This is a genomic window from Pseudomonas sp. Irchel s3b5 (assembly GCF_900187435.1).
Taxonomy (GTDB): domain Bacteria; phylum Pseudomonadota; class Gammaproteobacteria; order Pseudomonadales; family Pseudomonadaceae; genus Aquipseudomonas.
In genome coordinates, this window is sequence record NZ_FYDY01000011.1 from 96060 (window position 1) to 121280 (window position 25221).

The following is a 25221-nucleotide window of genomic DNA, read 5'->3' on the forward strand; positions in this document are numbered from 1 at the left end:
TTTGAAAAATATTGATTGCAGCCTAGCGGGCTGCGAGAAGCGCGCAAGTTTACGCGAGCGCGACGTCGATGACGACCATGGAGAAAAATCAAAAGATCGCAGGGTAGGAGCTGCCGCAGGCTGCGATCTTTTGATCTTTCTTTTTCCGCAAACAACAAAGCCGCCCGAAGGCGGCTTTGTCGATAGGGTCGAAGCTTAGTGCTTCTCGCCAGCCAGCTTGTGCTCGAGGTAGTGAATGTTCACGCCCCCTTTGCAGAAGCCTTCGTCGCGGGTCAGGTCGCGGTGCAGCGGGATGTTGGTCTTGATCCCGTCTACCACGATCTCGTCCAGCGCATTGCGCATGCGCGCCATGGCTTCGTCACGGGTTGCGCCGTAGGTGATCAGCTTGCCGATCAACGAATCGTAGTTCGGCGGAACGGCATAGCCACTGTACAGGTGGGAATCGACGCGAACGCCGTTGCCGCCTGGAGCGTGGAAATGCTTGACCGTGCCAGGGCTTGGCATGAAGGTTTTCGGGTCTTCGGCGTTGATCCGGCATTCCAGCGAGTGACCGCGGATGACCACGTCATCCTGGGTGAACGACAGCTTGTTGCCGGCGGCGATGCTGAGCATCTCCTTGACGATGTCGATACCGGTGACCATTTCCGAAACCGGGTGCTCTACCTGGACACGAGTGTTCATCTCGATGAAGTAGAAGCGACCGTTCTCGTACAGGAACTCGAAAGTACCGGCGCCACGGTAACCGATGTCGATGCACGCCTTGACGCAGCGGGCGAAGACTTCCTGGCGAGCCTGCTCGTCGATGCCCGGTGCCGGCGCTTCTTCGAGGACTTTCTGGTGGCGACGTTGCAGCGAGCAATCGCGGTCACCCAGGTGGATGGCGTGGCCCTGGCCGTCGGAGAGAACCTGAACTTCCACGTGACGTGGGTTGGTCAGGAATTTTTCCAGGTAGACCATCGGGTTGCCGAACGCCGCGCCTGCTTCAGAGCGGGTCAGTTGTGCCGAGGAAATCAGGTCTTCTTCCTTGTGCACAACGCGCATGCCGCGACCACCGCCGCCGCCAGCGGCCTTGATGATCACCGGATAACCCACTTCGCGACCAATGCGCAGAGCGGTTTCTTCGTCTTCCGGCAGCGGGCCGTCGGAACCCGGAACGGTTGGAACGCCGGCGGCGATCATGGCGTGCTTGGCCGATACCTTGTCGCCCATCAGGCGAATGGTGTCGGCTTTCGGGCCAATGAACGCGAAGCCTGAGTTCTCGACCTGCTCGGCGAAGTCGGCGTTTTCCGCAAGGAAGCCGTAGCCCGGGTGAATGGCGGTGGCGCCAGTCACTTCAGCCGCGGCGATGATTGCCGGAATGTGCAGGTAAGAGTGGGCGGCCGATGCCGGACCGATGCAGACGGATTCGTCTGCCAGGCCCAGGTGCATCAGTTCCTTGTCAGCCTTGGAGTAAACGGCGACGGTCTTGATGCCCATCTCTTTGCAGGCGCGCAGGATCCGCAGGGCGATCTCACCGCGGTTGGCGATCAGAACTTTTTCCAACTTCGCAGTCATCAAAGGCTCTCCGCGGTTCAAACGATGGTGAACAGCGGTTGGTCGTACTCAACCGGCTGGCCGTCTTCAACGAGGATGGATTCGATCACACCGCTGGTTTCAGCTTCGATGTGGTTCATCATCTTCATGGCTTCAACGATGCACAGGGTGTCGCCTTTCTTCACGGTCTGGCCGACTTCAACGAAGGACGGCGAGCTTGGCGAAGATTTGCGATAGAACGTACCGACCATCGGCGAACGGGCAACGGTGCCGTTCAGCACTGGAGCGGCCGGAGCAGCTGGTGCGGCAGCGGCAGCCGGAGCGGCGGCAGCGACAGGCGCAGGGGCCGGAGCATGCATTGGAGCTGGCGCGTAGTACTGCTGAGCCGGGGTCTTGCTATGACGGCTGATGCGTACGGACTCTTCGCCTTCCTTGATCTCGAGCTCGTCGATGCCGGACTCTTCCAGCAATTCGATCAGTTTCTTAACTTTACGGATATCCATGAATCATCAACTCCCAAGGGTCGGTCAGGGGCGGTTAACTTGTTGTTCAAGCTGTTCCAGGGCGGCCTCCAGGGCCAGTCGGTAACCGCTGGCGCCAAGGCCGCAGATCACTCCCACCGCTACGTCGGAGAAGTAAGAGTGATGGCGAAAAGGTTCGCGTTTGTGCACGTTAGACAAATGCACTTCGATGAATGGGATGCTCACTGCCAGCAGCGCGTCACGTAAAGCGACACTTGTATGCGTAAAAGCTGCCGGATTGATCAAAATGAAGTCCACGCCTTCGCTGCGCGCGGCGTGGATGCGGTCGATCAATTCGTACTCGGCATTGCTTTGCAGGTGCAGCAAATGGTGACCGGCTTCGCGGGCACGGCGTTCCAGGTCCTGGTTGATCTGCGCCAGTGTCGTGGCGCCATAGGTGCCCGGTTCGCGGGTGCCGAGCAAATTCAGGTTGGGTCCGTGCAGTACGAGTAGCGTCGCCATCGGCTGTTCCTTGTTATCAGCGTGCAATTGTCAGAACCCGGCGACTATGCCGCAAAGGGTTTGTGACTGTCCAGTTCTCTGCAATAGCCAGCACGTTGCCCGATGTTTGCGCAAAATATATGACTGCTTGGTTAAATCTGGTCATTCGCCTTCACAACACGTTCAGCGAAGTCTTTGGCGCTGATCTCGCCGATCACCCGAACATCGGCGCGTTCGACGCCATCCTTGCCGAAAAACATCAGTGCCGGTGGCCCGAACAGTTGATAGCGGTCGAGCAGGGCGCGTTGCTCGGCGTTGCTGGCGGTGATGTCGAAGCGGATCAGACGATAGCCCTTGAGACGTTCGACGACGATCGGGTCTTTGAGCACTTCATGTTCGATGACTTTGCAGCTGATGCACCAGTCGGCGTACCAGTCGAGCAGCAACGGGGTGCCGGAGGATCGTGCCTCGGCGAGCACACGGTCCAGGTCGGCCGGGGTGCTGACGGTTTGCCAGGCGCTGATGCTTGGCGCTTGACCGGCTGCCTCGACGAGACGCGGCTGGCCAATCGGGTTGAACGGGTCGGTCTGGCCACTGAACGCGCCGTACCAGCAAGCCAGGGCATAAAACAGCAAAAACATCCCGAGCAACTGGCCCAGGCGTTTTCTCGGCGGTTTGTAGACGAACTCCAGCGCTCCCAAGAACAATCCGACGCCACCGGCCAGCAAGCCGATCAGCAGCAAGGTAATTTGGCCGGGCAGGACACGGCTGAGGAGGCCGATCGCCAGCCCCAGCAACAACACGCCAATCGCATTCTTCACATAGATCAGCCATGGCCCGCTTTTCGGTAGCCACGCCGCGCCGCCTGTAGCCACCAGCAGCAGCGGGGTGCCCATGCCGAGGCCGAGCATGAACAGTTTCAATCCGCCACCCAAAGCATCGCCGCTGGCGCTGATGTACAGCAAGGCCCCGGCCAATGGCGCCGAAACGCAGGGCGAAACCAGCAGGCTGGAAACCACGCCCAGCACCGCTGCGCCCCACAGGGAGCCGCCCTCGGTACGACCGGCGATACGGTCCAGGCGACTGCTGATGGCCTGCGGCAGCTTGAGTTCAAATACGCCGAACATCGCCAGGGCAAACACGGCAAAAAACATCGCGAAGGGCACCAGCACCCAGACGGATTGAAGGCGTGCCTGAAGATTCAGCTGCGCGCCGAACATCCCCATCAACGCACCGAGCAGGGCGAAACAGGCAGCCATTGGCAGCACGTACGCCAGCGAAAGATTGAACCCGCGCAAGCCGCCCACCTGACCGCGCAAGACAACACCCGACAGGATCGGCAGCATCGGCAGCACGCAGGGCGTGAAGGTCAGGCCCAGGCCGGCGAGGAAGAACAGCGCCAGTTCTCGCCAGCTCCAGTTGTAGGGCGTCGCTGCGGCGCTACTGTCACTGATGCTCAGGCGCTCGGTTTCGGGCGGGTAGCACAGGCCTTTGTCGGCGCAGCCTTGATACGTCACGGCCAGGGTGAAAGCGCGTGAGTCCGTGCGCGGTAGCTCGACGTCGAGAATGCCGTGATAGACCTCGACATCGCCGAAGTACTCATCGTGTTTTTTTTGCCCGTCGGGCAGGCGTGCCGTGCCGAGCAGGGCGTCGGCCGGATCGGCACGAAATTGAAATCGATGGCGATAGAGGTAGTAACCCTCGGTGGCGACAAAACGCAGCTTGATCGATTGCGGCGTGCTGTCGACCAGACTCAACTGAAAGGCTTCGCGTACCGGCAAAAAGTCTGCGCTGTTGTTGATCGAACCCAGAGTGGAACTGGGTCGGCTCTCCAGCAACCCGGTGGCGGCGACCGGCAAGGCGAAGACAAACAGCAGCAGGCAGAGCAAACGGCGCATGACAATCTCGCGTATCGGAATTGGGGGGATGATAGCGGACAGTCGCAGTGTATGCAGACACGCTTTTGTGGCGAGGGGGCTTGCCCCCGTTGGACCGCGAAGCGGACCCAAACCCTGCCCTTCATTTCAATTGGCGGACCGCGAAGCATCGGATTCGGTTGCTGCGCAACCGGACGGGGGCAAGCCCCCTCGTCACAAAGGTACGTCAGACGCGAAAGGCCTGAACGGCAGTATGCAATCGCCCACCCAGTACCAGCAGGTTTTCCCCTTGCTCACGCCCCTCGCCGATACGCAGCAAGTTATCCCCACCCAGCTGGTGAATCCGCTCGCTGTGATCGCGGATTTCGCTGACGGCGCCGCTCTGTTGTGCGGTGACATCGGCGATGCGCACAGCGGTGTCGGAAATGGTCTGGATCGCCCCGACGATTTTATCCAGCGCGCCGTCAGCCGCCTGAGCCTGGCTGGCGGTGGCTTGGGCGTGTTCGACCTGGGCGCGCATGCCTTCCACCGATTGCCGGGCGGCGGTTTGCAGGCCGGCGATCAAGGTTTGGATCTCGGCCGTGGCCCCGGCGGTGCGTTGTGCCAGTGAGCGCACTTCTTCCGCCACCACGGCAAACCCCCGGCCCATTTCCCCGGCACGAGCGGCTTCGATAGCGGCGTTGAGGGCCAGCAGGTTGGTCTGGTCGGCAATCGAGCGAATGACAGTCAACACGCCGCCGATCGTGGCGGACTCCTCGGCCAGGTGCTCGATCATCTGCGCATTGCCTTGCACTTCGTCCACCAACGCATGCAGGCCTGTGAGGCTCAGGCCGATGACTTTCTGTCCGTGCTCGACCGCCAGCCCCGCATGACGACTGGCGTCGGCAGCCTGGCTGGCATCGCCGGCCACTTGCTGGATGGTGGCTTCCAGCTCACTGAGCGAGTCGCGGATCAGTGCCGTATCACCGGCCTGATGTTCCGCTCCGTCGTGCAGGTCGTTACTGAGGTCAGCCAGGGTTCGGCTGCTGCCGGCGACCTGTTCGGCGTTGCGGCGAATGGTCCCCACCAGGTCCACCAGATAGGCACGCAGGCGATTGAGCGACGCTTCGATGTCATGCAGTTCACGGTTGGTGTTGCCCAGTTGAATGTCGCGGCTGAAGTCGCCTTCGGCCCAGGTCGACAGGGCCGGGGCGAGGTTGGTCAGGGTCCGGGCGAGTTTGCGTTGCAGCGTGTCGATTAGCAGGGCAATCAGCAAGATCAGGCCGATCATGATGCCTTGAATCAATCGCACTTCGCTCTGGATCTGCCCGTGCTGGGCCCGCACCACGGGCTCCAGCCCGGCGATAGCCTGTTGCACATCGGCGATTTTCAGGTGTGTTGCCGCGCTGAGGTCGGCGCGCTTCTGGATTTGATCACGAGTGCGTGCGAGTTCGGCCGGGTAGCGGGTGAGCAGGCTGTTGAGTTCGCGTTTGAGTCCGACGCCGGCATCTTCGGCAGCGGCTTTTTCGGTGTTCTCCAAACCCATCATCGAGGCGAAATCATCGGTGTTCGATTCGCTGCTGGCTGTTACGCCGAGCAACGGCAGGGCGTCCAGCTTTTCCGCTTGAGCGCGAATGTTGCCGACTTCGCGTTCGACATCGGCGGCCAGCTCACTGCGACCGCTGCTGACCAGCTTGTCCCGGGCCAGCGACAACTTGCCCAGATGTTGCGAGGCGGCCAGCAATGGCGCCAGGTAGGCCGCGTTGCCGCTGGCGTATTGGTTGAGCTGATCAAGGTTGGCGCCGAGCTCCCGTTCAGCTTGCAGCAACAGCGCTTGTGGGTCGCCGGCGAGCTTGCCGGCCGCCAGCAGGTCGGTTTTGCTGAACTCACTCAGGTTCGACAGGCTCGGACGCAGGGTCTCGGCCAGTGTCGGCGGCAACTCATCGAGTTCTTTTTGAACGCCCTCAATGGCCTGGCTGGCGCTGCTCAGGCGCAAGGCATCGCCGCTGCCGAGATAATCCTCAACGCTACGCGCGACTTCATTCTGGAAAGTCTGCGACAGGCCCAGGTAGCGCTCCATTAACAGGTATGGACGCTCAAGGGCTTTTTGTGACCACCACAGCGTGGCGCCGAGGGCGACACAAACGGCCACCAACAGAAGGGTATTGAGATTGGTCAGCAGCTTCAGGCGCATTACGGGACTACCAACGGCAGAAATGGTAAGGGCCTGAAGTTATTGCGTTTCTATTACAAAGTTATGACCGTATCGGTTGATTCCGATAAAAAAGTGGCACTTTGCTTTGACACCCGTGCAGCTTGCACGCGGTTGCGTCCGCCATGTTTGGCGCGGTACAGGGCTTCGTCTGCCTGACTGGCCATCGTCAGGCTGTCCGAGCTTTCGCACAGCTCGACCACCCCGGCGCTGAACGTGCACCAGAGGTCATGGGGCTGCGCCGGGTAGTGAATTTCGGCAAAGCGCTGTCGGATTTCGTCGAGCACGCTGTAGGCCGCTTCGATATCGGTGTCCGGCATCACAATCGCGAATTCCTCGCCGCCGTAACGGCCGATGAAGTCGGTTTTGCGCAACCGTTGCTTGAGGAACAGTGCCAGGCTCTTGATCACTCGGTCGCCCATGGGGTGGCCGTGGCTGTCGTTGACCCGTTTGAAGTGGTCGATGTCGAGCATGGCAAAGCTCAGCGGCTTGTTCTCGCGACGGGCGCGGAACGAGCAATCTTCGAGCAATTGCAAAATGTGGGTGTGGTTGTACAGGCCGGTGAGGCTGTCGCGGACCATTCGCGCCTTGAGGTTGCGCGCACGCGCCGCACGGTTGCGCACGGTGGTGATCAAGTGCCGCGGCTTGATCGGTTTGGTCAGGAAGTCGTCGCCGCCTTCGCTCATGGCGTCGAGTTGTTTGTCCAGGTCGTCTTCGGCGGACAAGTAGATGATCGGCACGCTGACATAACGGTCGTTGTGGCGGATCACCTTGGCCAGTTCCGTCCCGGTGCAGGCCGGCATGTACATGTCGAGGATGATCAGGTCGGGTTGGAAGTCCGCCAGTTCGGCCATGGCCTGGATCGGCTCGATCAACGTCCGGGTGACGATCCCGGCGCTGTTGAGCAGGCGCTCGGTGTGCAAGGCCTGGGCGCGGGAGTCGTCGATGATCAGCACTTTATAAGGTTCGTACTGGGCAACGCAGGTCAGGACTTCGATTTTTTCCAGCAGACTCGACGCTTCGAGGGTGCCGGTCAGAAACTCCTGGCCACCGGCACGCACGGCGGCGAGACGGGTGGGTGTGTCGGTTTCGTGCAGGCTGAAGAACAACAGCGGCAACTGATGATCCAGGCCTTCCTGGGCTTCGGCGGCCAGTTTCAGGCCGATGCCGGGACCACTGAAGTCGACGTCCATGACAATGGCCGCCGGCAGGCGCTCGATCATCGAGGCGCGAAACGCAGCGACACTGTCCAGGCATTGGGCACTGAGCCCGAAGAATTCCAGTTGTTTGGCCAGGCGCTCGGCGCGGTCGTGATCCTGAAGCATGACGTAGATCGGTTTGCGCAGAGGCGGCAGGAACGTCTGATCGAGCTGATCGCCTTGGCGCAGGCCGGTGCGCGACAGGCGTTGCATCAAGCGATTGAGGTCGGTGATCAGGCCACTGCTCAGGCGTCCGCGATTGGCGTCCACAGCCTCCAGCGACTGACCGATATGCAGCGCCAGTTGCGAGTGTTCCGGTTGTTCGAAGCGCTCGGCAAAGCGCAACAGGCGCAGGTTGGCTTCGCTCAATTCCGCAAGGTCGGCGGTGGACCACTCACTGCGCTGCAGGCGCTGCCATATCTCAAGAATCTGACGTGCCTGATGAATTACCCGCTGGGCAAAGTGGTGCTTGAGGCGCTCGCGGCTGGGATCTTCTGGCTCGGTCATATCCTGACTACTGATTAGGGGGCGCGCTGAGGTCGAGTGGTGGCTCTATGCTAGCACCACTTTTCGGTTACATGAGCGCTATACGTCAATAATCTGCAATGTAATCTCATTCAGTTTCTGACCGGTCAGTCTGCTTTTGGCCCGTAAAGTCTGGGTGGAAGGTGGCGGGGAGCTTTGTTCATGGACGTTTGGTGCTGACCGTTGCGTTTCGCGGGGATGAGCGACGGTGCAGGCATCCGGTTTTCTCCCCAGAGTCGTTTCGGGCTAAAAGGGCATCAGGGATTCCCTTAGTGGGTGCGATCCCATCCATTAGCCGTATTTGCGTTGCGCAGCGCTGCCGTTCAGGGCGGAGTTTTTTGTCCGCAGGTGCGGCAATTTCTGCCATCAGCACAATGGGCGCGTGCCGGGCGAAGGCACGTTGTTGTATGGTTGTGGTCGAACCGTGAACTCAAGTGATTGAAAGGATATCGCCATGCTGGACTGGAAAAACCGCGCAGGCAGTGCGCCCGAACGTGCCGCTGAGCCGAAATCGGACACCCGCAGTTATCTGGGCGGCCTGTTGTTCAGCCGGGCGCTGGCCACTCTGATTGCTCTTTACCTGCTGGTGGCGAGTGTTTTGGGATGGTACTGGAGCCAGGAACCCGCGCTGTTCCCGGTCCAGCAAACGGCCCAGCAAGCGGCCGAAAAAGAAGGTAAGCAGATGGTCGTCGGCTACACCACGGTCGAAACCCTCAAGACCGTCGCCGGCACTTTGCTGACCAAGCCGGGCGGCTACATTTCCAATGACCGGTTCCCGCCGGGCTTGTGGATGGACAACATGCCGAGTTGGGAATACGGCGTGCTGGTGCAGGTCCGCGACCTGAGCCGTGCGTTGCGCAAAGACTTCGCCCGTTCGCAGTCGCAGTCCGCCGAAGACGCCGATCTGGCCAAGGCCGAGCCGCGTTTCAACTTCGACAATAAAAGCTGGGTGCTGCCATCCAGTGAGTCCGAGTACCAGGAAGGCATCAATTCCCTGAGCCGCTATCAGGCGCGCCTGTCCGATCCGAACCAGAAGAGCGCGCTGTTCTATGCCCGCGCCGACAACCTCAACAATTGGCTGGGTGATGTCGGGACTCGTCTGGGTTCGCTGTCGCAACGGCTGTCGGCCAGCGTTGGCCGAGTCAAGCTCAATACCGCTTTGAAGACCGAAGTCGTGGTACCGGGTGTGGCGCCGCAGGTCGACGAAGAAGTCGTCGAGACGCCGTGGATGCAGATCGATAACGTGTTCTATGAAGCCCGTGGTCAGGCGTGGGCCTTGTCTCACCTGCTGCGCGCCATCGAAGTCGACTTCGCCGATGTATTGGCCAAGAAGAACGCTACCGTCAGCGTGCGTCAGATCATTCGCGAACTGGAAGCCTCGCAGGAGCCAGTCTGGAGCCCGATGATTCTCAATGGCAGCGGCTTCGGCGTGCTGGCCAACCACTCGCTGGTCATGGCCAACTACATTTCCCGGGCCAACGCGGCGGTGATCGATTTGCGTCAACTGCTCAATCAGGGCTGAGTCATGGTCGATAGCTCCATCGATAACCTGCGAGAGGCCGCGCACCGTGCGGCCTCGGATGCCGAGCAAATCGCCTGGGTCGACGAGCAGGACAACCTGCTCGGCGCCCTGGTCCGTTCCGATTTGCGCGAGCGCGGGTTGATCGGGCGCGGCACCTACATCATGTTGTTCAATTCTGCCGGTGAGCTGTGTGTGCATCGGCGCACGCTCAGCAAGGCGATTTATCCCGGCTACTGGGACGTGGCGGCAGGTGGCATGGTGCTCGCCAGTGAAACTTACGCCGAATCGGCGGCCCGGGAGCTTGAAGAAGAGTTGGGCGTGAGTGGCGTGGAACTGATCGCCCATGACCACTTTTTCTTTGAAGACACCGGCAATCGTCTCTGGTGTTCGGCCTTTTCGGCGGTGTGGGACGGCCCGTTGATCCTGCAACCTGAAGAGGTGCTGGAAGCGCGCTTTATCCCCATCGATCAGGTCATGCTGGAAATCGAGCAAAAGCCTTATTGCCCGGACTCTTTGGCCGCGTTGAAGCGCTATCTGCGTTCACGACAAACCGACGTCGCAAAACCGCTATAAATTGGCGCCGATTGGCTCTTAGCAATCGGCGTTTTTGCCGTTACACTGCGCGACCTTTTAAAGCTGAACCGGTATTGCTTGTTGTTGCTGTAGGAGCGAGCTTGCTCGCGATGGACGTCAACGATAACGCGGGCATCCAGAATGAACGCGTCGCCTTTGAGTTCATCGCGAGCAAGCTCGCTCCTACAGTGACGTGAATGTTGTGCCGTTTCAGTAGCGCTGCCCCTGCCTGAGTGGGGCTTCGCGGTCGATAGCCCTGCCCAGGTGCTGCGACCAGTCTTTGTCCTCCAAAGAGGATTGCCGGTGGCCAAAAAAGCCGCATCCTTCGCCGCCCTCGGTGGCTTGGTATTTTCCACCGACGCAGGTCGTCATTGCCCGGAATGCAGTAAGCCGGTGGACGCCTGTATCTGCAAACAAAGCGTTATCCCGGCCGGCGACGGCATCGCTCGCGTGCGTCGCGAAAGCAAGGGCCGTGGCGGCAAGACGGTGACTACCATCACCGGCGTGCCGTTGGCAGAAGACGCGCTCAGGGAGCTGGCCACGACGTTGAAGAAACGCTGTGGGACCGGTGGGGCGTTGAAAGACGGGATCATTGAAATCCAGGGCGATCATGTCGAGCTACTCTTGGCTGAACTGATCAAGTACGGTTTCAAGGCAAAGAAGTCCGGCGGCTAGCAGCCTCTGTGAAAACCACCCCCGGCTTGATCCGGTCCTGATGACATTCAGGTCCGGCATCGTCTACATGGTTTTCACAGAGCCTGTTCATGACCGGTATCTAAACTCACTGCGGTCGGCGGGGTCTATTGCCCCGTTGACGAACCGTCATTTTCATTCTTTAGACTGCGCCGGCCTGAACCCAGGCGACGCACTATGACTTCTTTATAGGGGACTTCGATGTCCGTACGACGCACACGCAAAGACGATGGCAGCCAATGGACAGTTGCGGACAGCCGCAGTGTTTACGGGATTCGCCATTGGGGGGCCGGGTATTTCGCGATCAATGACGCCGGTCGCGTCGAAGTTCGTCCGAACGGGCCGAGCAGTTCGCCTATCGACCTGTTCGAGCAAGTCGACCAGCTGCGCAAAAGCGGCCTGTCCTTGCCGTTGCTGGTGCGCTTCCCCGACATTCTGCAAGACCGCGTGCGTCAGCTGACCGGCGCATTCGACGCCAACATCGAGCGTCTGGAATACCAGAGCAAGTACACCGCGCTGTACCCGATCAAGGTGAATCAGCAGGAGGCGGTGATCGAAAACATCATCGCTACCCAGAACGTGTCCATCGGTCTGGAAGCGGGCTCCAAGCCTGAACTGCTGGCGGTGCTGGCACTGGCGCCGAAGGGCGGCACCATCGTCTGCAACGGCTACAAGGACCGCGAGTTCATTCGTCTGGCGCTGATGGGCCAGAAGCTCGGCCACAACGTGTTCATCGTGATCGAGAAAGAATCCGAAGTCGGCCTGGTGATCGAAGAAGCGGCCTCGCTCAAGGTCAAGCCACAGGTCGGTCTGCGCGTGCGTCTGTCGTCCCTGGCCTCGAGCAAGTGGGCGGACACCGGCGGCGAGAAATCCAAGTTCGGTCTGTCGGCGGCGCAACTGCTGTCGGTGGTCGAGCGTTTCCGCGCAGCCGGTCTGGACCAGGGCATTCGCCTGCTGCACTTCCACATGGGTTCGCAAATTGCCAACCTGGCGGACTACCAGCACGGCTTCAAGGAAGCGATCCGTTACTACGGCGAACTGCGCAACCTCGGTCTGCCGGTGGATCACATCGACGTCGGCGGTGGCCTGGGCGTGGACTACGACGGCACGCATTCGCGTAACGCCAGTTCGATCAACTACGACATGGACGATTACGCCGGTGTCGTAGTCGGGATGCTCAAGGAGTTCTGTGATGCACAGAGCCTGCCGCACCCGAACATCTTCTCCGAAAGCGGCCGCTCGCTGACCGCGCACCACGCGATGCTGGTGATCCAGGTGACCGACGTCGAGAAACACAACGACGACGTGCCGCAGATCGAGAACAAGGAGTCGCTGCCGGAAACCGTGCAGTGGCTGGTAGACCTGCTGGGTCCGACCGACATCGAGATGGTCACCGAAACCTACTGGCGCGCCACGCACTACATGAGTGACATTGCTTCCCAGTACGCCGACGGCAAGCTGACCCTGGCCGAGAAAGCCCTGGCCGAGCAGTGCTACTTCGCCGTGTGCCGTCGCCTGCACAACTCGTTGAAGGCGCGTCAGCGTTCCCACCGTCAGGTGCTGGACGAACTCAACGACAAGCTGGCCGACAAGTACATCTGCAACTTCTCGGTGTTCCAGAGCCTGCCGGACACCTGGGCCATCGACCAGGTCCTGCCGATCATCCCGCTGCACCGTCTCGACGAAGAGCCGCTGCGTCGTGCGGTGCTGCAAGACCTGACCTGCGACTCCGACGGCAAGATCAACCAGTACGTCGACGAGCAGAGCATCGAAACCAGTTTGCCGGTGCATGCCCTGAAGGACGGCGAGGACTACCTGTTGGGTGTGTTCCTGGTCGGCGCCTATCAGGAAATTCTCGGTGACATGCACAACCTGTTCGGTGACACCGATTCGGTGAACATCTACCAGAACGCCGACGGCAGCGTGTACCACGCCGGTATCGAAACCCACGACACCATCGAAGACATGCTGCGTTACGTGCACTTGTCGCCGGAAGAGCTGATGACCCACTACCGCGACAAGTGCGCCAGCGCCCGCATCAGTGCCTCCGAGCGCACCCAGTTCCTCGATGCTTTGCGTCTGGGCCTGACCCGCTCGTCTTACCTGTCTTCCTGAGGTAAGTCTCACGCTCATCAGGTCGTCTGAAAATTTACCGTTTGCTGCGGAAATTTCAGATGACCTGGTGCGGCGATTCTCTTATCCATCTCGAAATTTCCCACGTCCTCGGCGATCCAGGCCATTTGGTCTTCTTTTCGCGTAGGTCATTTCCTAAGTTGTGTTTCAGCTCTCTACTCGGCCATGCCTCTCGGCGAGAATCCCCGGCCGCCCCTCCTGTAGAGAAACGCGATGTTCGATCCAGTCAGCGAGCCTTCATTTCGTCTGGATGTAGCAGGACTGCCCGACGCCTTCGAAGTCTTGGCCTTTACCGGTAGCGAAGCCATCAGCGAACCGTTTGTGTTCGACATGGAACTGCTGATCGATGACCCGACGCTTGACCTCGCCAGCCTGTTGTACCGTTCGGCCACTTTGCATGTCGGGCCTGCGGATAGTTGTATCCATGGTCAATTGCACGAAATCGTCCAGCGCGATCACGGCGCAGGGAGCAGGCTTTGTCAGGTGCGTCTGGGCCCCAGGTTGACCTGTCTGGCCCAGCGCTTCAGTCAGCGAATTTTCAGTGGTCGGCCAGTGCCGGAGATTCTCGATCAGGTCCTCAGGGAGCACGGTATCGTCGGCGCCTCACGGCGTTTCGAATTGAGCGATGATTACCCGCCCCGGGATTTCTGCACGCAGTTTCGGGAGTCGGATCTGCAGTTTCTCCAACGGCTGTGCGCCGAAGAACGGCTGCATTACCGTTTCGAACATCAGGCTTGTCGGCATTGCATGGTGTTCAGCGATGATCAGCGGCATTTCCCATTGGGCGAGCCTGTGATGTTCCGGGTCGAAGGTGGGCCACCGGCCGTGCGTCAGTTCGAGCATCAGCGATGCGCTCAGTCGGCGGTGCAATCGGCAGAGTGTCTTACGGACCTGACAACCTTGCGCAGCGGCCAGTTGATGCCGCTGTCGGGTCACCCGGACTCGGAGTGTAATCACCTTTGGTTGCTGACTGATATCAGCCATCAGGGCAGTCAGGATCTGGCAATGCCTTATCACAATCAGGTCCGGGCCCTTCACTGGACGGCGTCCTTCGAGCCGCCGTGTCCGGCCGTCAAACCGCGGATGCACAGCCTGCATCGCGCGTGGGTGGTCGATGTCGATGAGCCGCTCCCCGACCCGGGCAGGCCGGTGCCGGTGCAGTTCGACTGGCTCTATCAGGGAGAGGGCGCGGTGCCCAGCCATTGCTGGCTGGCGCTGGACGCACAACTTCAGGCCAGCACTGTTGCGCCGTTGCGAGAGGGCACTGAACTGGTCGTGAGTTTTATCGAAGGTGATCCGGATCAACCCCTGATCACCGGACTGCTGCATATACCAAACGCTACGGAAGAAATAGTCGATTGCGTGTCATCCCCGGACGCTGCAGATGAGGTGGGACTGCCGCAATGGTTACGCTCCGGTGAACCATTGATGTTGCTGTGTCTGCTGCCCGGTGGCGGCAGCTTCAATCATTGTGCGCAGGTGCTCTGTACCTGCCGGGCGGCGACACGGTTCGGCCAGAGCGGTGGCGTATGATCGCGGCCCCGTCCACGCCTGACTCGCCTGCGCAATGGTTGTTGCTTGAGGCAATGGCCGCGTCAGCGGCGGTAGAAGTGTTGCAACAGGCGTTCGGGCAGGCGCGTTGGTTCTGGTTGTTCGAGGGCACGGAATGGCAGGCGCAAAAGGCGCAGGGACCGATCCTCGTCGATCTGCGGACATGCCCGGCCCTGGCTGATTTGTACCGCGTGGATGGGCGGCGCTGGCGCGGCTTGCTGATTGCCAGTGAAACATCGACCACGTCATTGCTGGCCCATCTGCGGCGCATGCTGACCGTCACGTTCGGCCTGCACCGGGCCATGCTGAGCTACTTCAACCCGAACACCGCAAGCTACTTTTTCGACGCTTGTGATGCCGCAGAGCTGAGTCGCTGGCTGGGGCCGATCAGCCAGTTGCGCTGGTTCGGCGGAACCTGGGCTGACCGCGCAATGGGCTGTGACGGTTGGCAACGCTTGCAAAACCCCGGATTGACGGTGAGGCAGTTGGCCGTTGAAGAAGACCTCAGCGCCGGGCAACAGGAAAAACTTCAACTGTGCCTGCTCGAACAACATGCCTGGTGCTGGAGCCGATCCACCGCCACTGAGTATCCCGATCTGTGGGCCAAACTGCAGGAGGGGTTGGTGTTGGGTTTCAGCGAGCGTGCGGTGCTCGATGACTGGTTATGGCTACGATTGCAGCATCCCGACGCCGTGCCTGAGCCGCCGCTGTCGGGGCTGACTCAGCAGGAACGACTCGATAATCTGCGCCGCCTGTGGCAGCGCGATCAGTGAGTGGCGCGGGTGAACCAGCCATCGTTGCGACGCAGGCGCCAGGCGATCACGCCGAGCGTCAGGCTGCGCAGTAACATGAACAACAGGAAGGTTATCCACAGGCCGTGGTTGCCCCGGTCTTGCAGCAACCAGCCGAACGGCACCACCAGCGCCACCGTCAGCAGCATGCCGTTGCGCATTTCCCGGGCGCGGGTGGCGCCGATGAACAGGCCGTCGAGCAGGTAACTCCAGACCGCAATCAATGGCAGTGCCGCGAGATAGGGCAGGTAGATGAACGCGGTGTCGCGCACGCTTTGAATGTCGGTCTGCATCTCGATGAACAGATGCCCCGCGAACAGAAACAGCACTGCAAACCCCAGGCTCGCCAATAACGACCAACCGCACGCCACCACCAATGAACGGCGCAGGGCATCGCGATCGCGGGCGCCGATGGCGTGCCCGCACAGGGCTTCCACAGCATGGGCCAGACCATCGAGGGCGTGGGCGGTCAGCAGCAGGCCATTGAGCAAAAGGGCGTTGGCGGCGACCGTGGCATCGCCCAGTCGCGCGCCTTGCACGGTGATCAGGAAAAACACAGATTGCAGCGCCAGGCTACGAATGAAAATGTCGCGGTTGACCGCCAGCAGTGGACGCCAACTCTGCCACACCGCCAATGCCGCCCAGACGATATGCCCGGGGTAGGCGCGCAAGGCCTTGCGGGTCATCAACAGGCCGATCAGTGCACCGGTCCATTCGGCAATCACCGAGGCCCAGGCGGCGCCGACCACACCCCATTCCAGGTCAAGGACGAACCACAGGTTCAGGGCAATGTTGACCAGGTTGGTGCTCAGCAAAATCGCCAGCGGTGCCCGGGCATTCTGGGTGCCGAGGAACCAGCCGACCAGCGCGTAACTGGCCAGTGCCGCCGGCAGGCCAAACAGTCGGGTGTGGAAAAACTCGCGGGTGAGCTGATCGAGTTCTGCCGAAGGTTGCATGAAGTGCAACGCGACCCCGCTCAACGGCACGCCCACCGCGCCCAATACAATTGCCAGTCCCATGGCCAGCAGCAACCCCTGCAACAGGATCTGTCGCAGCGCCGCACCATCCCCGCGCCCGGCGGCTTGCGCCGCGAATCCGGTGGAACCCATGCGCAGAAAGCCCATGGCCCAGGCGAGGAAGGTGTACAGGCTGGCGCCAACCGCCACGGCGCCAAGTTGATGGGCGTGGGGCAGGTGACCGATGACGGTACTGTCGACCAGCGCCACCAGCGGTACGGAAATGTTCGAGAGAATCATCGGCGCGGCCAGCGCCCAGACCCGGCGATGGGTAGGGCGGTCGCGCCAGTCGGCGGTCAGGTTGGACATGCAGGCTCCTTGGGGGAGCGGGCATTGTAGCGACACATCGAGAGCATACTGCGATCTATTGTGGTGAGGGAGCTTGCTCCCGTTGGGGCGCGAAGCGGCCCTTTTTGTCATCAGACCGCAGGCGACTGCTTCGCAGCCGAGCGGGAGCAAGCTCCCTCGCCACAGGTAATTGTGCAGGGCTAGTGGATGATCCAGCTGAGCAACCAAAGCCCCAGCATCAACCAGATGATGCCCATGATGAACGACGCATTGAGAAATGCGCGGATGGCCGACCACAGCAGGATCAGCCCGAGGATCAAGGTAATGATGCTGACAATCGAGGTATCCATGCCCAGCGCGCTGGACAGACCTTCGACAAAGTTGCTGCTGGCATTGCTCAGCAGGTTGAACAGCCCACTGAGGCCATCAACGATGAAACGGATGATCGAGCCAAGTGCCTGGCCGAGCCATTCGGAAAAACCTTCTACCTGCATGGAGTGAGCGTCCTGATTAAAAGAGAGTGAGTCTTGGGCTGTCGATCATGCTGCCGAGTTCCCACAAGCATAGAGGGTTGCACCGTACCTGTGGGAGGGAGCCTGCTCGTGAAAGCGACGGATCATCCGGCATTAAACGTTGTCACTTGCCATCCTCGGTCATCCCCCCGAAGCTATACGCCTTCAGGAGAGCCCGATGAACCTTGTTGAACTGACCGAACGCCTGCACGCCATCCGTGATCGCAATGACTGGCGGCAATTTCACAGCCCGAAAAACCTGGCCATGGCCGCGAGCGTGGAGATGGCCGAGCTGGTAGAAATTTTCCAGTGGCTGAGCGAAGACCAGTCACGCCAGTTGCCGGCAGACAAGCTCGCACACGCAGGGCAGGAAGTCGGCGATATCGTCCTGTATCTGCTGTTGCTGTGCAGCGAGTTAGGTCTGGACATGGAACAAGTGGTGCGCAGCAAACTGGCGGACAGCGAGCGGAGGTTTACCTGATGAGCGACCGTCACTTCGATCAGTTGGCGACCCGTTTCGCCGAAAAAATCTACGGCGGCGCCAAAGGTGCAATCCGTCTTGCGGTGTTGCAGGCCGACCTGTCCGAAACCTTGCCGGATCGACCGCTGCGGGTGCTGGATATCGGCGCCGGCCTGGGTCACATGTCGTTGTGGCTGGCCGAGCGCGGGCATCAGGTGACCCTCGCCGAGCCCGCCGAACCGATGCTCGAAGGCGCTCGCCAACGCTTCGCCGACGCAGGGCAGACGGCGACGTTTATCCAGGCGCCATGGCAAGACCTGCTGGGCCAGCTCACCGAACCTTACGATCTGGTGCTGTGCCACGCGGTGCTGGAATGGCTGGCCGAACCCCATGCGATTTTGCCGGTGCTGCATCAGCTGACCAAGTCGGACGGCTGGCTGTCCCTCGCGTTCTACAACCGTGATGCTTTGATTTACCGCAACTTGCTCAAGGGCCATTTCCGCAAGATGCGCAAGAACGACATGGCCGGTGAAAAGCAGAGCCTGACCCCGCAACAGCCCCTTGATCCACGCGAGCTGGCGGCGCAACTTGAGGGTCTGTGGCAGGTCGAGACCCAGAGTGGCGTGCGGGTTTTTCACGATTACATGCCGGTGGAATTCCAGGCCCGCGCCGAGTTGGTGGACTTGCTGGAAATGGAACTGGCCCACCGTCGTCACCCGAGCTTTGCCGGGCTCGGGCGTTACTTGCACTGGATTTGCCGGCCGGTCTGATCGGAGTACAAAATGAAAACTCGTTCAGGGTTGTTGGTGATCTGTCTGGGGTTGATCGCTTGCCAGGGCAGCAACCCTTACGTGGCCACGTCCAACCCCTTGCCTCCGGCGCCGGCCCAAGCCGCCAAAACCTTCGACCGCAGTGCCTACCCGGCGGCGCCCCGTGACTACGGACGCTACCGCAGCTGGGCCTGGCTCGACGGGCAACTGCCAGCTGGCACGGCCTGGGCGGACTCGGCGCAGGTGGCCGAAGCGGTCAGCAGTGCGCTGGATCAACGTGGCTTGCGCCCGTTGCACGATAATCGCCCGGCCGACCTGTTCGTCAGTGCCGACCTGCGCATGGAAACCCGCTTGCGCCAGGCTCAGGACGATTATTACGGCGGCGCCTATTACGGCGGTTATGGCGGTTACAACCGCTATGGCAATGGTTACGGTGCGTACACCGCGGTGCCGATCATCCGTACGTATTCGGAAGAGGTCGTCGTGGTGCAAGTGGACATGTATGACGCCCAGAGCGGTCAGCCGGTCTGGAGTTCCAGTGCCGAAACCAGCAACCGGGGCAGCGAAAGCCAGCGCACCGATGCCATTCGGGAGGCTGTGGAAAAGGCCATGTCGGCGTATCCTCCCAGTTAGCTTCTGTAGATAAGAAGCATTTCGCAGGTTTCTGCTTTCCACCGGAGAATCATCATGCTTCGCCGTTTCGTTTTACTGGCAGTGGCTGCGCTGCTCAGTGCCTGCGCCGCCAACCAGGTCAATCACGACTATGACGCCAGCCGTGACTTCGCGGCTTATCACAGCTGGAGCTGGAAAGAGCCCGCCCTGCAATACCGTCCCGATGATCCACGGATCAAGAGCGACCTGACCGAGCAACGCGTGCGCGAGGCGGTGACCGATCAACTGGATCAGCGTGGTCTGCGTCCAGCCGCCACGGACGCCAAGGCTGACTTGAATGTGCAGACCTACCTGATTGTCGAAGAGCGCCAGCAACAGGTGACCACCAATTATGGCGGTGGCTGGGGTAACCCATGGTATGGCTACTATGGCGCGCCGATGTACAACGAAACCCGCCTGGTTTCCTACAAGGTCGCGACCATCCAGATCGACCTGCTCGACGGCAAGGACGGCAAACTGGTGTGGCGCGGCAGCGATGAGCAAATGCTCAGTGGCAGTCCGAATCCGTCAGATCGCAGCACGGCCATCCATGAAACGGTCACGCGGATCCTGGCCAACTATCCTCCGCGCAGACCCTAGCCTAACGCCTCTTGACCCCCTGTTTCGCCGCAGGGGGTTTTTTATTGCCGGAAGTGGCGAGTTGCCAGCAACCTCGATCACCCTTGACTACACTCCTTGTCACCCACGGAGGTTGCGCCCGGCTGTGCGCCGGCAAAGGAGTGCGCCATGTCTTCCCGTATGCAGTTTCGCGGTCCGGCCCGGCAACAGGGCGCGATTGGCCTGATGGCCGCGTTGACCCTGACCACGGCCCTGGGCTTCATGTTGTTGGTGGTCGATAGCGGCAGGCTTTATCTGGAGCAGCGCAGTTTGCAACGGCTGGCGGATGTCGCGGCACTTGAGGCAGTCAGCCGCAATGGCGATTGCCAGTCAGCGGGATTAAGTGCTGCGGCTTACGCTCTAGAAAGCGCTACCCGGAACGGTTACAGCGCCAATGATGACATGACCCTGAATACGGCCTGCGGCTCGCTGCAAACAGGGACCAAGAACCTTCGCGCTTTTGTAGTCGATGCGAGTAAAAAAGAAGCGATTCGCGTAGTCGTCACCCATACGGTAACGACCAGTGTCGCAGCGGGCATTTATGCGTTGATGGGGTCAGGGCCTTTGAATCTGACCACTCAACTCTCCGCAACGGCCGTCAGCGCGCCGGCAGTATTGCCGCCCCTGGCCATGTTGACCATCGGCAGTACGGCGTTGACTGTCGACTCCAGCAAGTCGGCAGCGTTGAACCTGTTGTGGGGGCAGATGCTCGACGGTAGCCTTAACTTGAGTGTCGCTGGGTGGCAGGGGTTGGTCGACAGCCAAATCAACCTCCTGGATTACCTGAACCAATTGGCGCTCGACGTGAATGTCAGCGCGGGCAACTACACCCAGTTGTTGAACACAAGTATCGGCATGACCCAATTGCTCGACACAGCTATTACTGTACTTCAGGCCAGTGGTCCAACCACCAGTGTGGCGGTCAGCGGGCTGACAGGGCTGAAGGCGGCGGCGGGCGGAACTTCAATTGTTCTGGGGCAAATGTTGCAAGTGCAAACCGGTACGGTTTCATCGGCACTCAACACCAATTTGCAGCTGTTTCAATTGGTCGAGGCCTTTATACAATTGGCCAACAGCAAAAATGCGGCCGTGGCCAGCATTCCTTTGAACGTCCCGGGACTGGGCAATGTCGACGTCAAAGTCAAAGTCATCGAACCGCCGCAGTTGTCGGCCATTGGTAATCCGGCGCTGGTCACAGGACAGCTCAATGATCCCAATCGGATCTTTGTGCGCACAGCTCAGGTGCGTACTTTGCTGTCGCTTGATTTGCCTGTGCTGGGTTTGATCTCCGGGCTGCCCAATGCAATCAAAAGCTCTTCCTTGGTGGGCGGACTGACCGATGTGTTGAATGATGTACTGGGCCTGGATCTGGCGAAGGCACTGAATTCGGCTTTTTGTGCCTTGGGCGGTACCTGTGAGCGTACAGACCTGGAAATCCTTGCTACTTCATCCATCGATATCGCGTTGGATGTGGCAAGCGCCAATAGTTTTGTCACGGGGTACAACTGTGCCAGCGATGCCACCAAAACCCTTACCACCCAAATCAACACTTCGTTGGTCAAGTTGAAAGTCGGAGATATCGATATGGCCAACGCTTTTTCATCGTCAGCCGATGTCAGCGTGCAGCCATTGGCCCTGATTGATGTCGGCGCGATCACCTGCACCATTCCGTTGTTGGGCCTCGGTCAGGAGCATTGCGATCCTGCGAGTCGTAAACCTTTTTACGGCGGAGGCCTGGGGGTGAAAATCGAAACATCTGTCGCCGGTAATCAGAGCACCCATGTCTACCATCAACCACCGGAAATCAAGCAACCGCCGCAGTTATACAGCCTGAGTACAACCGGTATTGTCAGTAGCCTGAACGCGACTTTGAGCGGTGTGCAAGTAAAGGCCTATGAACCCACCGGTTCAAGTTTGCTGGGCAACTTGCTGAGCGTCGCGGCCAGTACTCTCAGCGGCGTGCAAAGTACGTTGGGAAGTGTGATCAAATCCTTGCTCAGCCCCATACTCGACCCCATTCTTGATGGCCTGCTGTCCAACCTTGGCATCAACCTCAACCAAGTCGATGTGGGTGCCAATCTCAGTTGCAAGCCGCCCGGACGCCCTTCGCTGGTGATCTAGTCCAGCACCACAATCGGCAACTCAATACAAAACCGTGCACCCTCGGTGGCGTTTATCACGCTCAGTTTGCCGCCCATGTTTTCGACGATGCCGTAACTGACCGACAGCCCCAAACCGGTACCGACCCCCACCGGTTTGGTCGTGAAGAATGGCTCGAAAATCCTTTCCAGCAGGCGTGGATCGATACCGCCACCGTTGTCCTCGACCCATAACCGCACAACCTGGGCATCGCGTTCGGCATTGACCGAGATCCAGGGTTTGAACGCCGGGTTGCCTTCGCGTTTGCCGAGCAAGGCATCCCGAGCGTTGACCATCAGGTTGATCAGCACCTGTTCCAGTTGATCGACGTGGCCACGCACCTGCACGTCAAAACCGGCCTCGCTGATCCGCAGGTCGACGCCTTTGCCACGCATGCCCTCGGCCAGCAGTGCCAGCGTGCCTTCGATGGCCAGGGCCGGATTGAACGGATGCTGCTCGATTTCCGAACGGCGGCCGAACACCCGCATGTGATCCACCACCCGCGCGGCACGCTGCACTTGTGAGTCGATGCGATTGAGTTTGTCGGTCAGGTAATCGACCTGCACCTCACCAGTGCTCAGGCGCTTGAGCACGTTGACGACGGCCATGCGCATCACGTTCAACGGCTGATTGATCTCATGGGCCAGGCCGGTGGCCATTTCGCCCAGCGTGGCCATTTTCGCGCTTTGAGTAAGTTGCTGCTGCGAGCGCCGTACTTCCGTGTTGTCACGACCCACGGCCTGGATTTCCAGCAATTGACCTTGCTCGTCGAACACCCCGCGGTCGGACCAGACCCACCACGCGTGTTCACGTCCGGGCAGTTGCAGGTTGATTTCGGCGGTGCTGATCGGGAACTCGGGGCTCAGCTGATTCAGCCGTTGGGTGAAGGCATCGCGCTGCGCCTGAGACATCCAGTTGCCCAGATTCATCCCCGGCAATTGCTCGGGCGTCAGTTCCAGGTACATGGCCAGCGGCCGGTTGCCGAACGTCAGGGTCAAGTCCGGGCGGTAGCGGCAGATCATCGCCGGTGAGTCTTCCACCAGAATCCGGTAGCGCTCTTCACTTTGCTTGACCTGTTCCGCGGCCAGGGTCGCTTCGGTGACATCCAGCCACAGCCCCACGGCTTCGACCGGCAAGCCGAGGTCATCACGCAGTAATTTGGCTTCGTCGAGCAGCCAGTGATAATCGCCACGGCTGTCGCGCAGGCGATAGCGGGCACGCACGGAACCTTCGCGCAGCAACAGTCGGGTGCGTTCGAAGTACTGCGAGCGGTCGTCGGGGTGAACCCGGTCCACCAGCGTATCGGGTGCGCAATCGGCGAGGCTCCAGCCCAATAGTGGCAGCAGGCTGTCGCTGAAGAACGTCGGTTGCAACGCGCCTTCGACGTAACGCTGCACGTAGATCACCGCCGGAGAACTGGCGATCAGGTTGTCCAGCCGCGCATGGGCGGCGGCGGCGCGTTGCTCCTGATTCTTTATGTCGCTGATGTCGAGCATGAAACCCACCAGCCGACGGCTTTTACCCAACCCCAGCGCCTGGCCTTGCAGGCGATACCAGATCGGTTCGGGTCCATCGTCGGGACGATACAGGCGCACGCACAGCAGCATGGACAGGCCGTCATCCCGCAAGTCTTGCAGGCGACGGCGCAACGCTTCGCGGTCGGCGGGATACACCTGCTCAAGCCAGTCCTGCACCGATAAACGAGATGTTCCCAGGTTCAGCGTATTGGCCAGCGAAGGGGCCAGCTGCACCTCGTCGCTGTCGCTGAACATTTCCCACCAGCCGGTGCCCAGCAGGGCTTGCAGCGACTCAAGACGCTCGAGCTGCAACTGATGTCGATGTTCGCGCAGACGTTCAAGCAAAGGCGCGGCGAGCGCAGCTGTCAGCTGCTGCCAGTCGCGCTCGGTAGTATCCGGCGCGCGTTGTTGTACTGCATAGAAACCGCAGAGCAACCAGGCGACCACCCCGTTCGCATCGTGATAGGGCACCGCGAAGCCGTCAGCATTGCCGAAGGTGCCTTGCAGGCGCGGGTGTTCGCGCAGGGTCAGATACTGCGGCGCAGAACCGCTCAAACTGTCGAGGCCAGTGCCCAGGCGCTGACCGTTTTGCCAGAGCTGTGGGGCGTCGAACGCGGCGTACTGCTGTTGAATCTGCCAGCCGTGTTCCTGCTCATCCGGCAAGGCCAGGGCAAGGCATGGAATCTGAAAACGCTGTGCCAGGTTTTGCAGTTGCTCGGTCAGCACGTCCGGCAGGCGCGTCAGGCTGCACAGGCGCAACTGCTCAGCGATTTGCATGGCCAGCCGTTGGCACTGCTCGCGGTTGTGCGATTGCCGGCGCTCCAGCAACAGGTCACCGATGTCCAGCAGTTGCAACAACCAGGCATCGCCGAAGGGTTGTACCCAGCCGCGCAGATGCAGCGGGGCACCGTTCAGGGTGTAGAAGTCCAGGTCCAGGTTCTGGCCCTGCCAATCAGCGGGCGAGCCTTCGATGGCCAGGCTGCTGTGGGGTAAAAGCAAGTCGAGCAGATGAGGCGCGCGGGCGTTCGGGACCCGCTGTGCCAGCAGATGCCGCAATGGACCGGTCAACTGCATGACCCGGCCTTCGGCATTGAGTTGGACCTGCAAACCGAAACACTGCACCCGCTGCGTCTCGGGCGGCTCCTGCCGGGGCTGCGGATAGCGGTTGAGCAGACGGCCGAACAACTTGTCCCCAGCGCTCAAAATTGCAGGCTCGAACTGGCTGTCAGGGTGGCCGGCAGGTTGGGCACTTGACCGATAACCGGCAGGTTCAGAAACGGGATAACGGCGTTAATTTTACTGGTCGGGTAGTTGACGCTGACTTTCAATACGCCGCCCACGAATGTGGCGCTGGTGTCGGTGGCCGCATTGAATGCCAGCGCGGGGGGAATCCAGGACAATTGATTCTTCAGCTCCGCCGTGGCTAGCGCCGTCAGCGCGCTTGCGTAACCGGGTGTGGTCGGGTCCAGCGCGACGCTGCGCCTTACGGCTTCGGCGGTCGACTGGTTGAATGATTGCATCAGCAGCATCGGCAGGCTGTAACTGACAATGCCGTAGAACACGGAAAAAAAAACGATGAACACCAGGGCGAACTCAATCGCGGCGGCACCTTTTTGTTTGTGCGGGAGGCTGTTTCTCATGAGTGCGTCTACCCTGACCATCACTAGGTAATATCATCATAGAATCATTCAGCCAAAACG

General features: G+C 60.3%; 22 protein-coding genes. 12 read left to right on the forward strand and 10 right to left on the reverse strand.

What is annotated here, in order from left to right:
• Nucleotide 1 precedes the first annotated feature (1 nt).
• Nucleotides 2–199: a hypothetical protein gene (locus tag CKW15_RS28085; protein ID WP_143498439.1), complete on the forward strand. Its 198-nt coding sequence runs from the start codon at nt 2–4 to the stop codon at nt 197–199.
• Here the strand turns inward: CKW15_RS28085 and accC are convergent.
• The 6 genes from accC to gcbA form a co-directional block, all read right to left on the reverse strand.
• On the reverse strand, nt 196–1554 hold the full coding sequence (gene accC, locus CKW15_RS14510; RefSeq protein WP_095056280.1) for an acetyl-CoA carboxylase biotin carboxylase subunit: 1359 nt from the start codon (nt 1552–1554) through the stop codon (nt 196–198). The two genes, CKW15_RS28085 and accC, sit on opposite strands and share 4 nt — an antisense overlap.
• 17 nt (nt 1555–1571) lie before the next feature.
• Entirely contained in the window at nt 1572–2036 is a 465-nt protein-coding gene (gene accB / locus CKW15_RS14515; protein ID WP_095152303.1) for an acetyl-CoA carboxylase biotin carboxyl carrier protein, read from the reverse strand.
• A gap of 24 nt (nt 2037–2060) precedes the next feature.
• Nucleotides 2061–2516: a type II 3-dehydroquinate dehydratase gene (aroQ, locus tag CKW15_RS14520; protein WP_007971361.1), complete on the reverse strand. Its 456-nt coding sequence runs from the start codon at nt 2514–2516 to the stop codon at nt 2061–2063.
• 131 nt (nt 2517–2647) lie between these two features.
• Nucleotides 2648–4393 (reverse strand): protein-disulfide reductase DsbD, encoded by a 1746-nt coding sequence (locus tag CKW15_RS14525; RefSeq protein WP_095056278.1) that lies wholly within the window; start codon nt 4391–4393, stop codon nt 2648–2650.
• A gap of 205 nt (nt 4394–4598) precedes the next feature.
• Nucleotides 4599–6545 (reverse strand): methyl-accepting chemotaxis protein, encoded by a 1947-nt coding sequence (locus tag CKW15_RS14530; protein ID WP_095152304.1) that lies wholly within the window; start codon nt 6543–6545, stop codon nt 4599–4601.
• Between the two features lie 53 nt (nt 6546–6598).
• Nucleotides 6599–8269, reverse strand: coding sequence for a diguanylate cyclase GcbA (gene gcbA, locus CKW15_RS14535; protein WP_095056276.1), 1671 nt, complete (start codon nt 8267–8269; stop codon nt 6599–6601).
• A 472-nt stretch (nt 8270–8741) separates the two neighbouring features.
• On the opposite strand from gcbA, the gene CKW15_RS14540 reads away from it, so the two are divergent.
• From CKW15_RS14540 to CKW15_RS14565, 6 genes are all read left to right on the forward strand, one after another.
• On the forward strand, nt 8742–9809 hold the full coding sequence (locus CKW15_RS14540; protein WP_095056275.1) for a DUF2333 family protein: 1068 nt from the start codon (nt 8742–8744) through the stop codon (nt 9807–9809).
• Nucleotides 9810–9812: 3 nt separating this feature from the next.
• The gene (locus CKW15_RS14545; protein WP_095152305.1) at nt 9813–10382 is read left to right on the forward strand and encodes an NUDIX hydrolase; all 570 of its coding nucleotides are present in this window, start codon (nt 9813–9815) and stop codon (nt 10380–10382) included.
• 303 nt (nt 10383–10685) lie between these two features.
• The gene (locus CKW15_RS14550; protein WP_095152306.1) at nt 10686–11057 is read left to right on the forward strand and encodes a translation initiation factor Sui1; all 372 of its coding nucleotides are present in this window, start codon (nt 10686–10688) and stop codon (nt 11055–11057) included.
• 219 nt (nt 11058–11276) lie between these two features.
• Nucleotides 11277–13190 (forward strand): arginine decarboxylase, encoded by a 1914-nt coding sequence (gene speA, locus CKW15_RS14555; RefSeq protein ID WP_095152307.1) that lies wholly within the window; start codon nt 11277–11279, stop codon nt 13188–13190.
• A gap of 231 nt (nt 13191–13421) precedes the next feature.
• Nucleotides 13422–14741, forward strand: coding sequence for a type VI secretion system Vgr family protein (locus CKW15_RS14560; RefSeq protein ID WP_095152308.1), 1320 nt, complete (start codon nt 13422–13424; stop codon nt 14739–14741).
• The gene (locus tag CKW15_RS14565) at nt 14741–15532 is read left to right on the forward strand and encodes a DUF4123 domain-containing protein (protein ID WP_371856297.1); all 792 of its coding nucleotides are present in this window, start codon (nt 14741–14743) and stop codon (nt 15530–15532) included. The genes CKW15_RS14560 and CKW15_RS14565 overlap by 1 nt, the downstream gene beginning before the upstream one ends.
• Here the strand turns inward: CKW15_RS14565 and CKW15_RS14570 are convergent.
• Nucleotides 15526–16875, reverse strand: a complete 1350-nt coding sequence (locus CKW15_RS14570) for an MATE family efflux transporter (protein WP_095152310.1) — start codon at nt 16873–16875, stop codon at nt 15526–15528. The genes CKW15_RS14565 and CKW15_RS14570 overlap by 7 nt on opposite strands.
• A 179-nt stretch (nt 16876–17054) precedes the next feature.
• A complete protein-coding gene (locus CKW15_RS14575; protein ID WP_095056268.1) occupies nt 17055–17348 on the reverse strand; it encodes a hypothetical protein in 294 nt (97 codons plus the stop codon).
• 196 nt (nt 17349–17544) lie between these two features.
• Here CKW15_RS14575 and CKW15_RS14580 point away from each other — a divergent pair, with 196 nt between their 5' ends.
• From CKW15_RS14580 to CKW15_RS14600, 5 genes are all read left to right on the forward strand, one after another.
• Nucleotides 17545–17847, forward strand: a complete 303-nt coding sequence (locus CKW15_RS14580; protein WP_095152311.1) for a MazG-like family protein — start codon at nt 17545–17547, stop codon at nt 17845–17847.
• Nucleotides 17847–18596: a methyltransferase domain-containing protein gene (locus tag CKW15_RS14585; RefSeq protein ID WP_095056266.1), complete on the forward strand. Its 750-nt coding sequence runs from the start codon at nt 17847–17849 to the stop codon at nt 18594–18596. The genes CKW15_RS14580 and CKW15_RS14585 overlap by 1 nt, the downstream gene beginning before the upstream one ends.
• A 12-nt stretch (nt 18597–18608) precedes the next feature.
• A complete protein-coding gene (locus tag CKW15_RS14590) occupies nt 18609–19229 on the forward strand; it encodes a DUF4136 domain-containing protein (RefSeq protein WP_095152312.1) in 621 nt (206 codons plus the stop codon).
• Nucleotides 19230–19283: 54 nt separating this feature from the next.
• On the forward strand, nt 19284–19847 hold the full coding sequence (locus CKW15_RS14595; RefSeq protein ID WP_095152313.1) for a DUF4136 domain-containing protein: 564 nt from the start codon (nt 19284–19286) through the stop codon (nt 19845–19847).
• 147 nt (nt 19848–19994) lie between these two features.
• Nucleotides 19995–21986 carry a pilus assembly protein TadG-related protein gene (locus CKW15_RS14600; protein ID WP_095152314.1) on the forward strand — a complete coding sequence of 664 codons (1992 nt, stop codon included), beginning with the start codon at nt 19995–19997 and terminating at the stop codon, nt 21984–21986.
• Here the strand turns inward: CKW15_RS14600 and CKW15_RS14605 are convergent.
• Together CKW15_RS14605 and CKW15_RS14610 are read right to left on the reverse strand one after the other, a co-directional pair.
• Complete coding sequence (locus CKW15_RS14605; RefSeq protein ID WP_095152315.1) at nt 21983–24724, reverse strand: ATP-binding protein; 2742 nt, start codon at nt 24722–24724, stop codon at nt 21983–21985. The genes CKW15_RS14600 and CKW15_RS14605 overlap by 4 nt on opposite strands.
• Nucleotides 24721–25161, reverse strand: coding sequence for a TadE/TadG family type IV pilus assembly protein (locus CKW15_RS14610; protein ID WP_095152316.1), 441 nt, complete (start codon nt 25159–25161; stop codon nt 24721–24723). The genes CKW15_RS14605 and CKW15_RS14610 overlap by 4 nt, the downstream gene beginning before the upstream one ends.
• Between the last annotated feature and the right edge of the window lie 60 nt (nt 25162–25221).

Bases quoted from the DNA above. Each gene is read 5' to 3' on its own strand.
- CKW15_RS14575 (WP_095056268.1), bottom strand. From the start codon at position 17,348: ATGCAGGTAGAAGGTTTTTCCGAATGGCTCGGCCAGGCACTTGGCTCG.
- CKW15_RS14600 (WP_095152314.1), top strand. From the start codon at position 19,995: ATGTCTTCCCGTATGCAGTTTCGCGGTCCGGCCCGGCAACAGGGCGCG.
- CKW15_RS14595 (WP_095152313.1), top strand. From the start codon at position 19,284: ATGCTTCGCCGTTTCGTTTTACTGGCAGTGGCTGCGCTGCTCAGTGCC.
- CKW15_RS14530 (WP_095152304.1), bottom strand. From the start codon at position 6,545: ATGCGCCTGAAGCTGCTGACCAATCTCAATACCCTTCTGTTGGTGGCC.
- aroQ (WP_007971361.1), bottom strand. From the start codon at position 2,516: ATGGCGACGCTACTCGTACTGCACGGACCCAACCTGAATTTGCTCGGC.
- CKW15_RS14580 (WP_095152311.1), top strand. From the start codon at position 17,545: ATGAACCTTGTTGAACTGACCGAACGCCTGCACGCCATCCGTGATCGC.
- CKW15_RS14560 (WP_095152308.1), top strand. From the start codon at position 13,422: ATGTTCGATCCAGTCAGCGAGCCTTCATTTCGTCTGGATGTAGCAGGA.
- accC (WP_095056280.1), bottom strand. From the start codon at position 1,554: ATGACTGCGAAGTTGGAAAAAGTTCTGATCGCCAACCGCGGTGAGATC.
- accB (WP_095152303.1), bottom strand. From the start codon at position 2,036: ATGGATATCCGTAAAGTTAAGAAACTGATCGAATTGCTGGAAGAGTCC.
- CKW15_RS14585 (WP_095056266.1), top strand. From the start codon at position 17,847: ATGAGCGACCGTCACTTCGATCAGTTGGCGACCCGTTTCGCCGAAAAA.
- CKW15_RS14610 (WP_095152316.1), bottom strand. From the start codon at position 25,161: ATGAGAAACAGCCTCCCGCACAAACAAAAAGGTGCCGCCGCGATTGAG.
- CKW15_RS14590 (WP_095152312.1), top strand. From the start codon at position 18,609: ATGAAAACTCGTTCAGGGTTGTTGGTGATCTGTCTGGGGTTGATCGCT.
- CKW15_RS14570 (WP_095152310.1), bottom strand. From the start codon at position 16,875: ATGTCCAACCTGACCGCCGACTGGCGCGACCGCCCTACCCATCGCCGG.
- gcbA (WP_095056276.1), bottom strand. From the start codon at position 8,269: ATGACCGAGCCAGAAGATCCCAGCCGCGAGCGCCTCAAGCACCACTTT.
- speA (WP_095152307.1), top strand. From the start codon at position 11,277: ATGTCCGTACGACGCACACGCAAAGACGATGGCAGCCAATGGACAGTT.
- CKW15_RS14545 (WP_095152305.1), top strand. From the start codon at position 9,813: ATGGTCGATAGCTCCATCGATAACCTGCGAGAGGCCGCGCACCGTGCG.
- CKW15_RS14525 (WP_095056278.1), bottom strand. From the start codon at position 4,393: ATGCGCCGTTTGCTCTGCCTGCTGCTGTTTGTCTTCGCCTTGCCGGTC.
- CKW15_RS14540 (WP_095056275.1), top strand. From the start codon at position 8,742: ATGCTGGACTGGAAAAACCGCGCAGGCAGTGCGCCCGAACGTGCCGCT.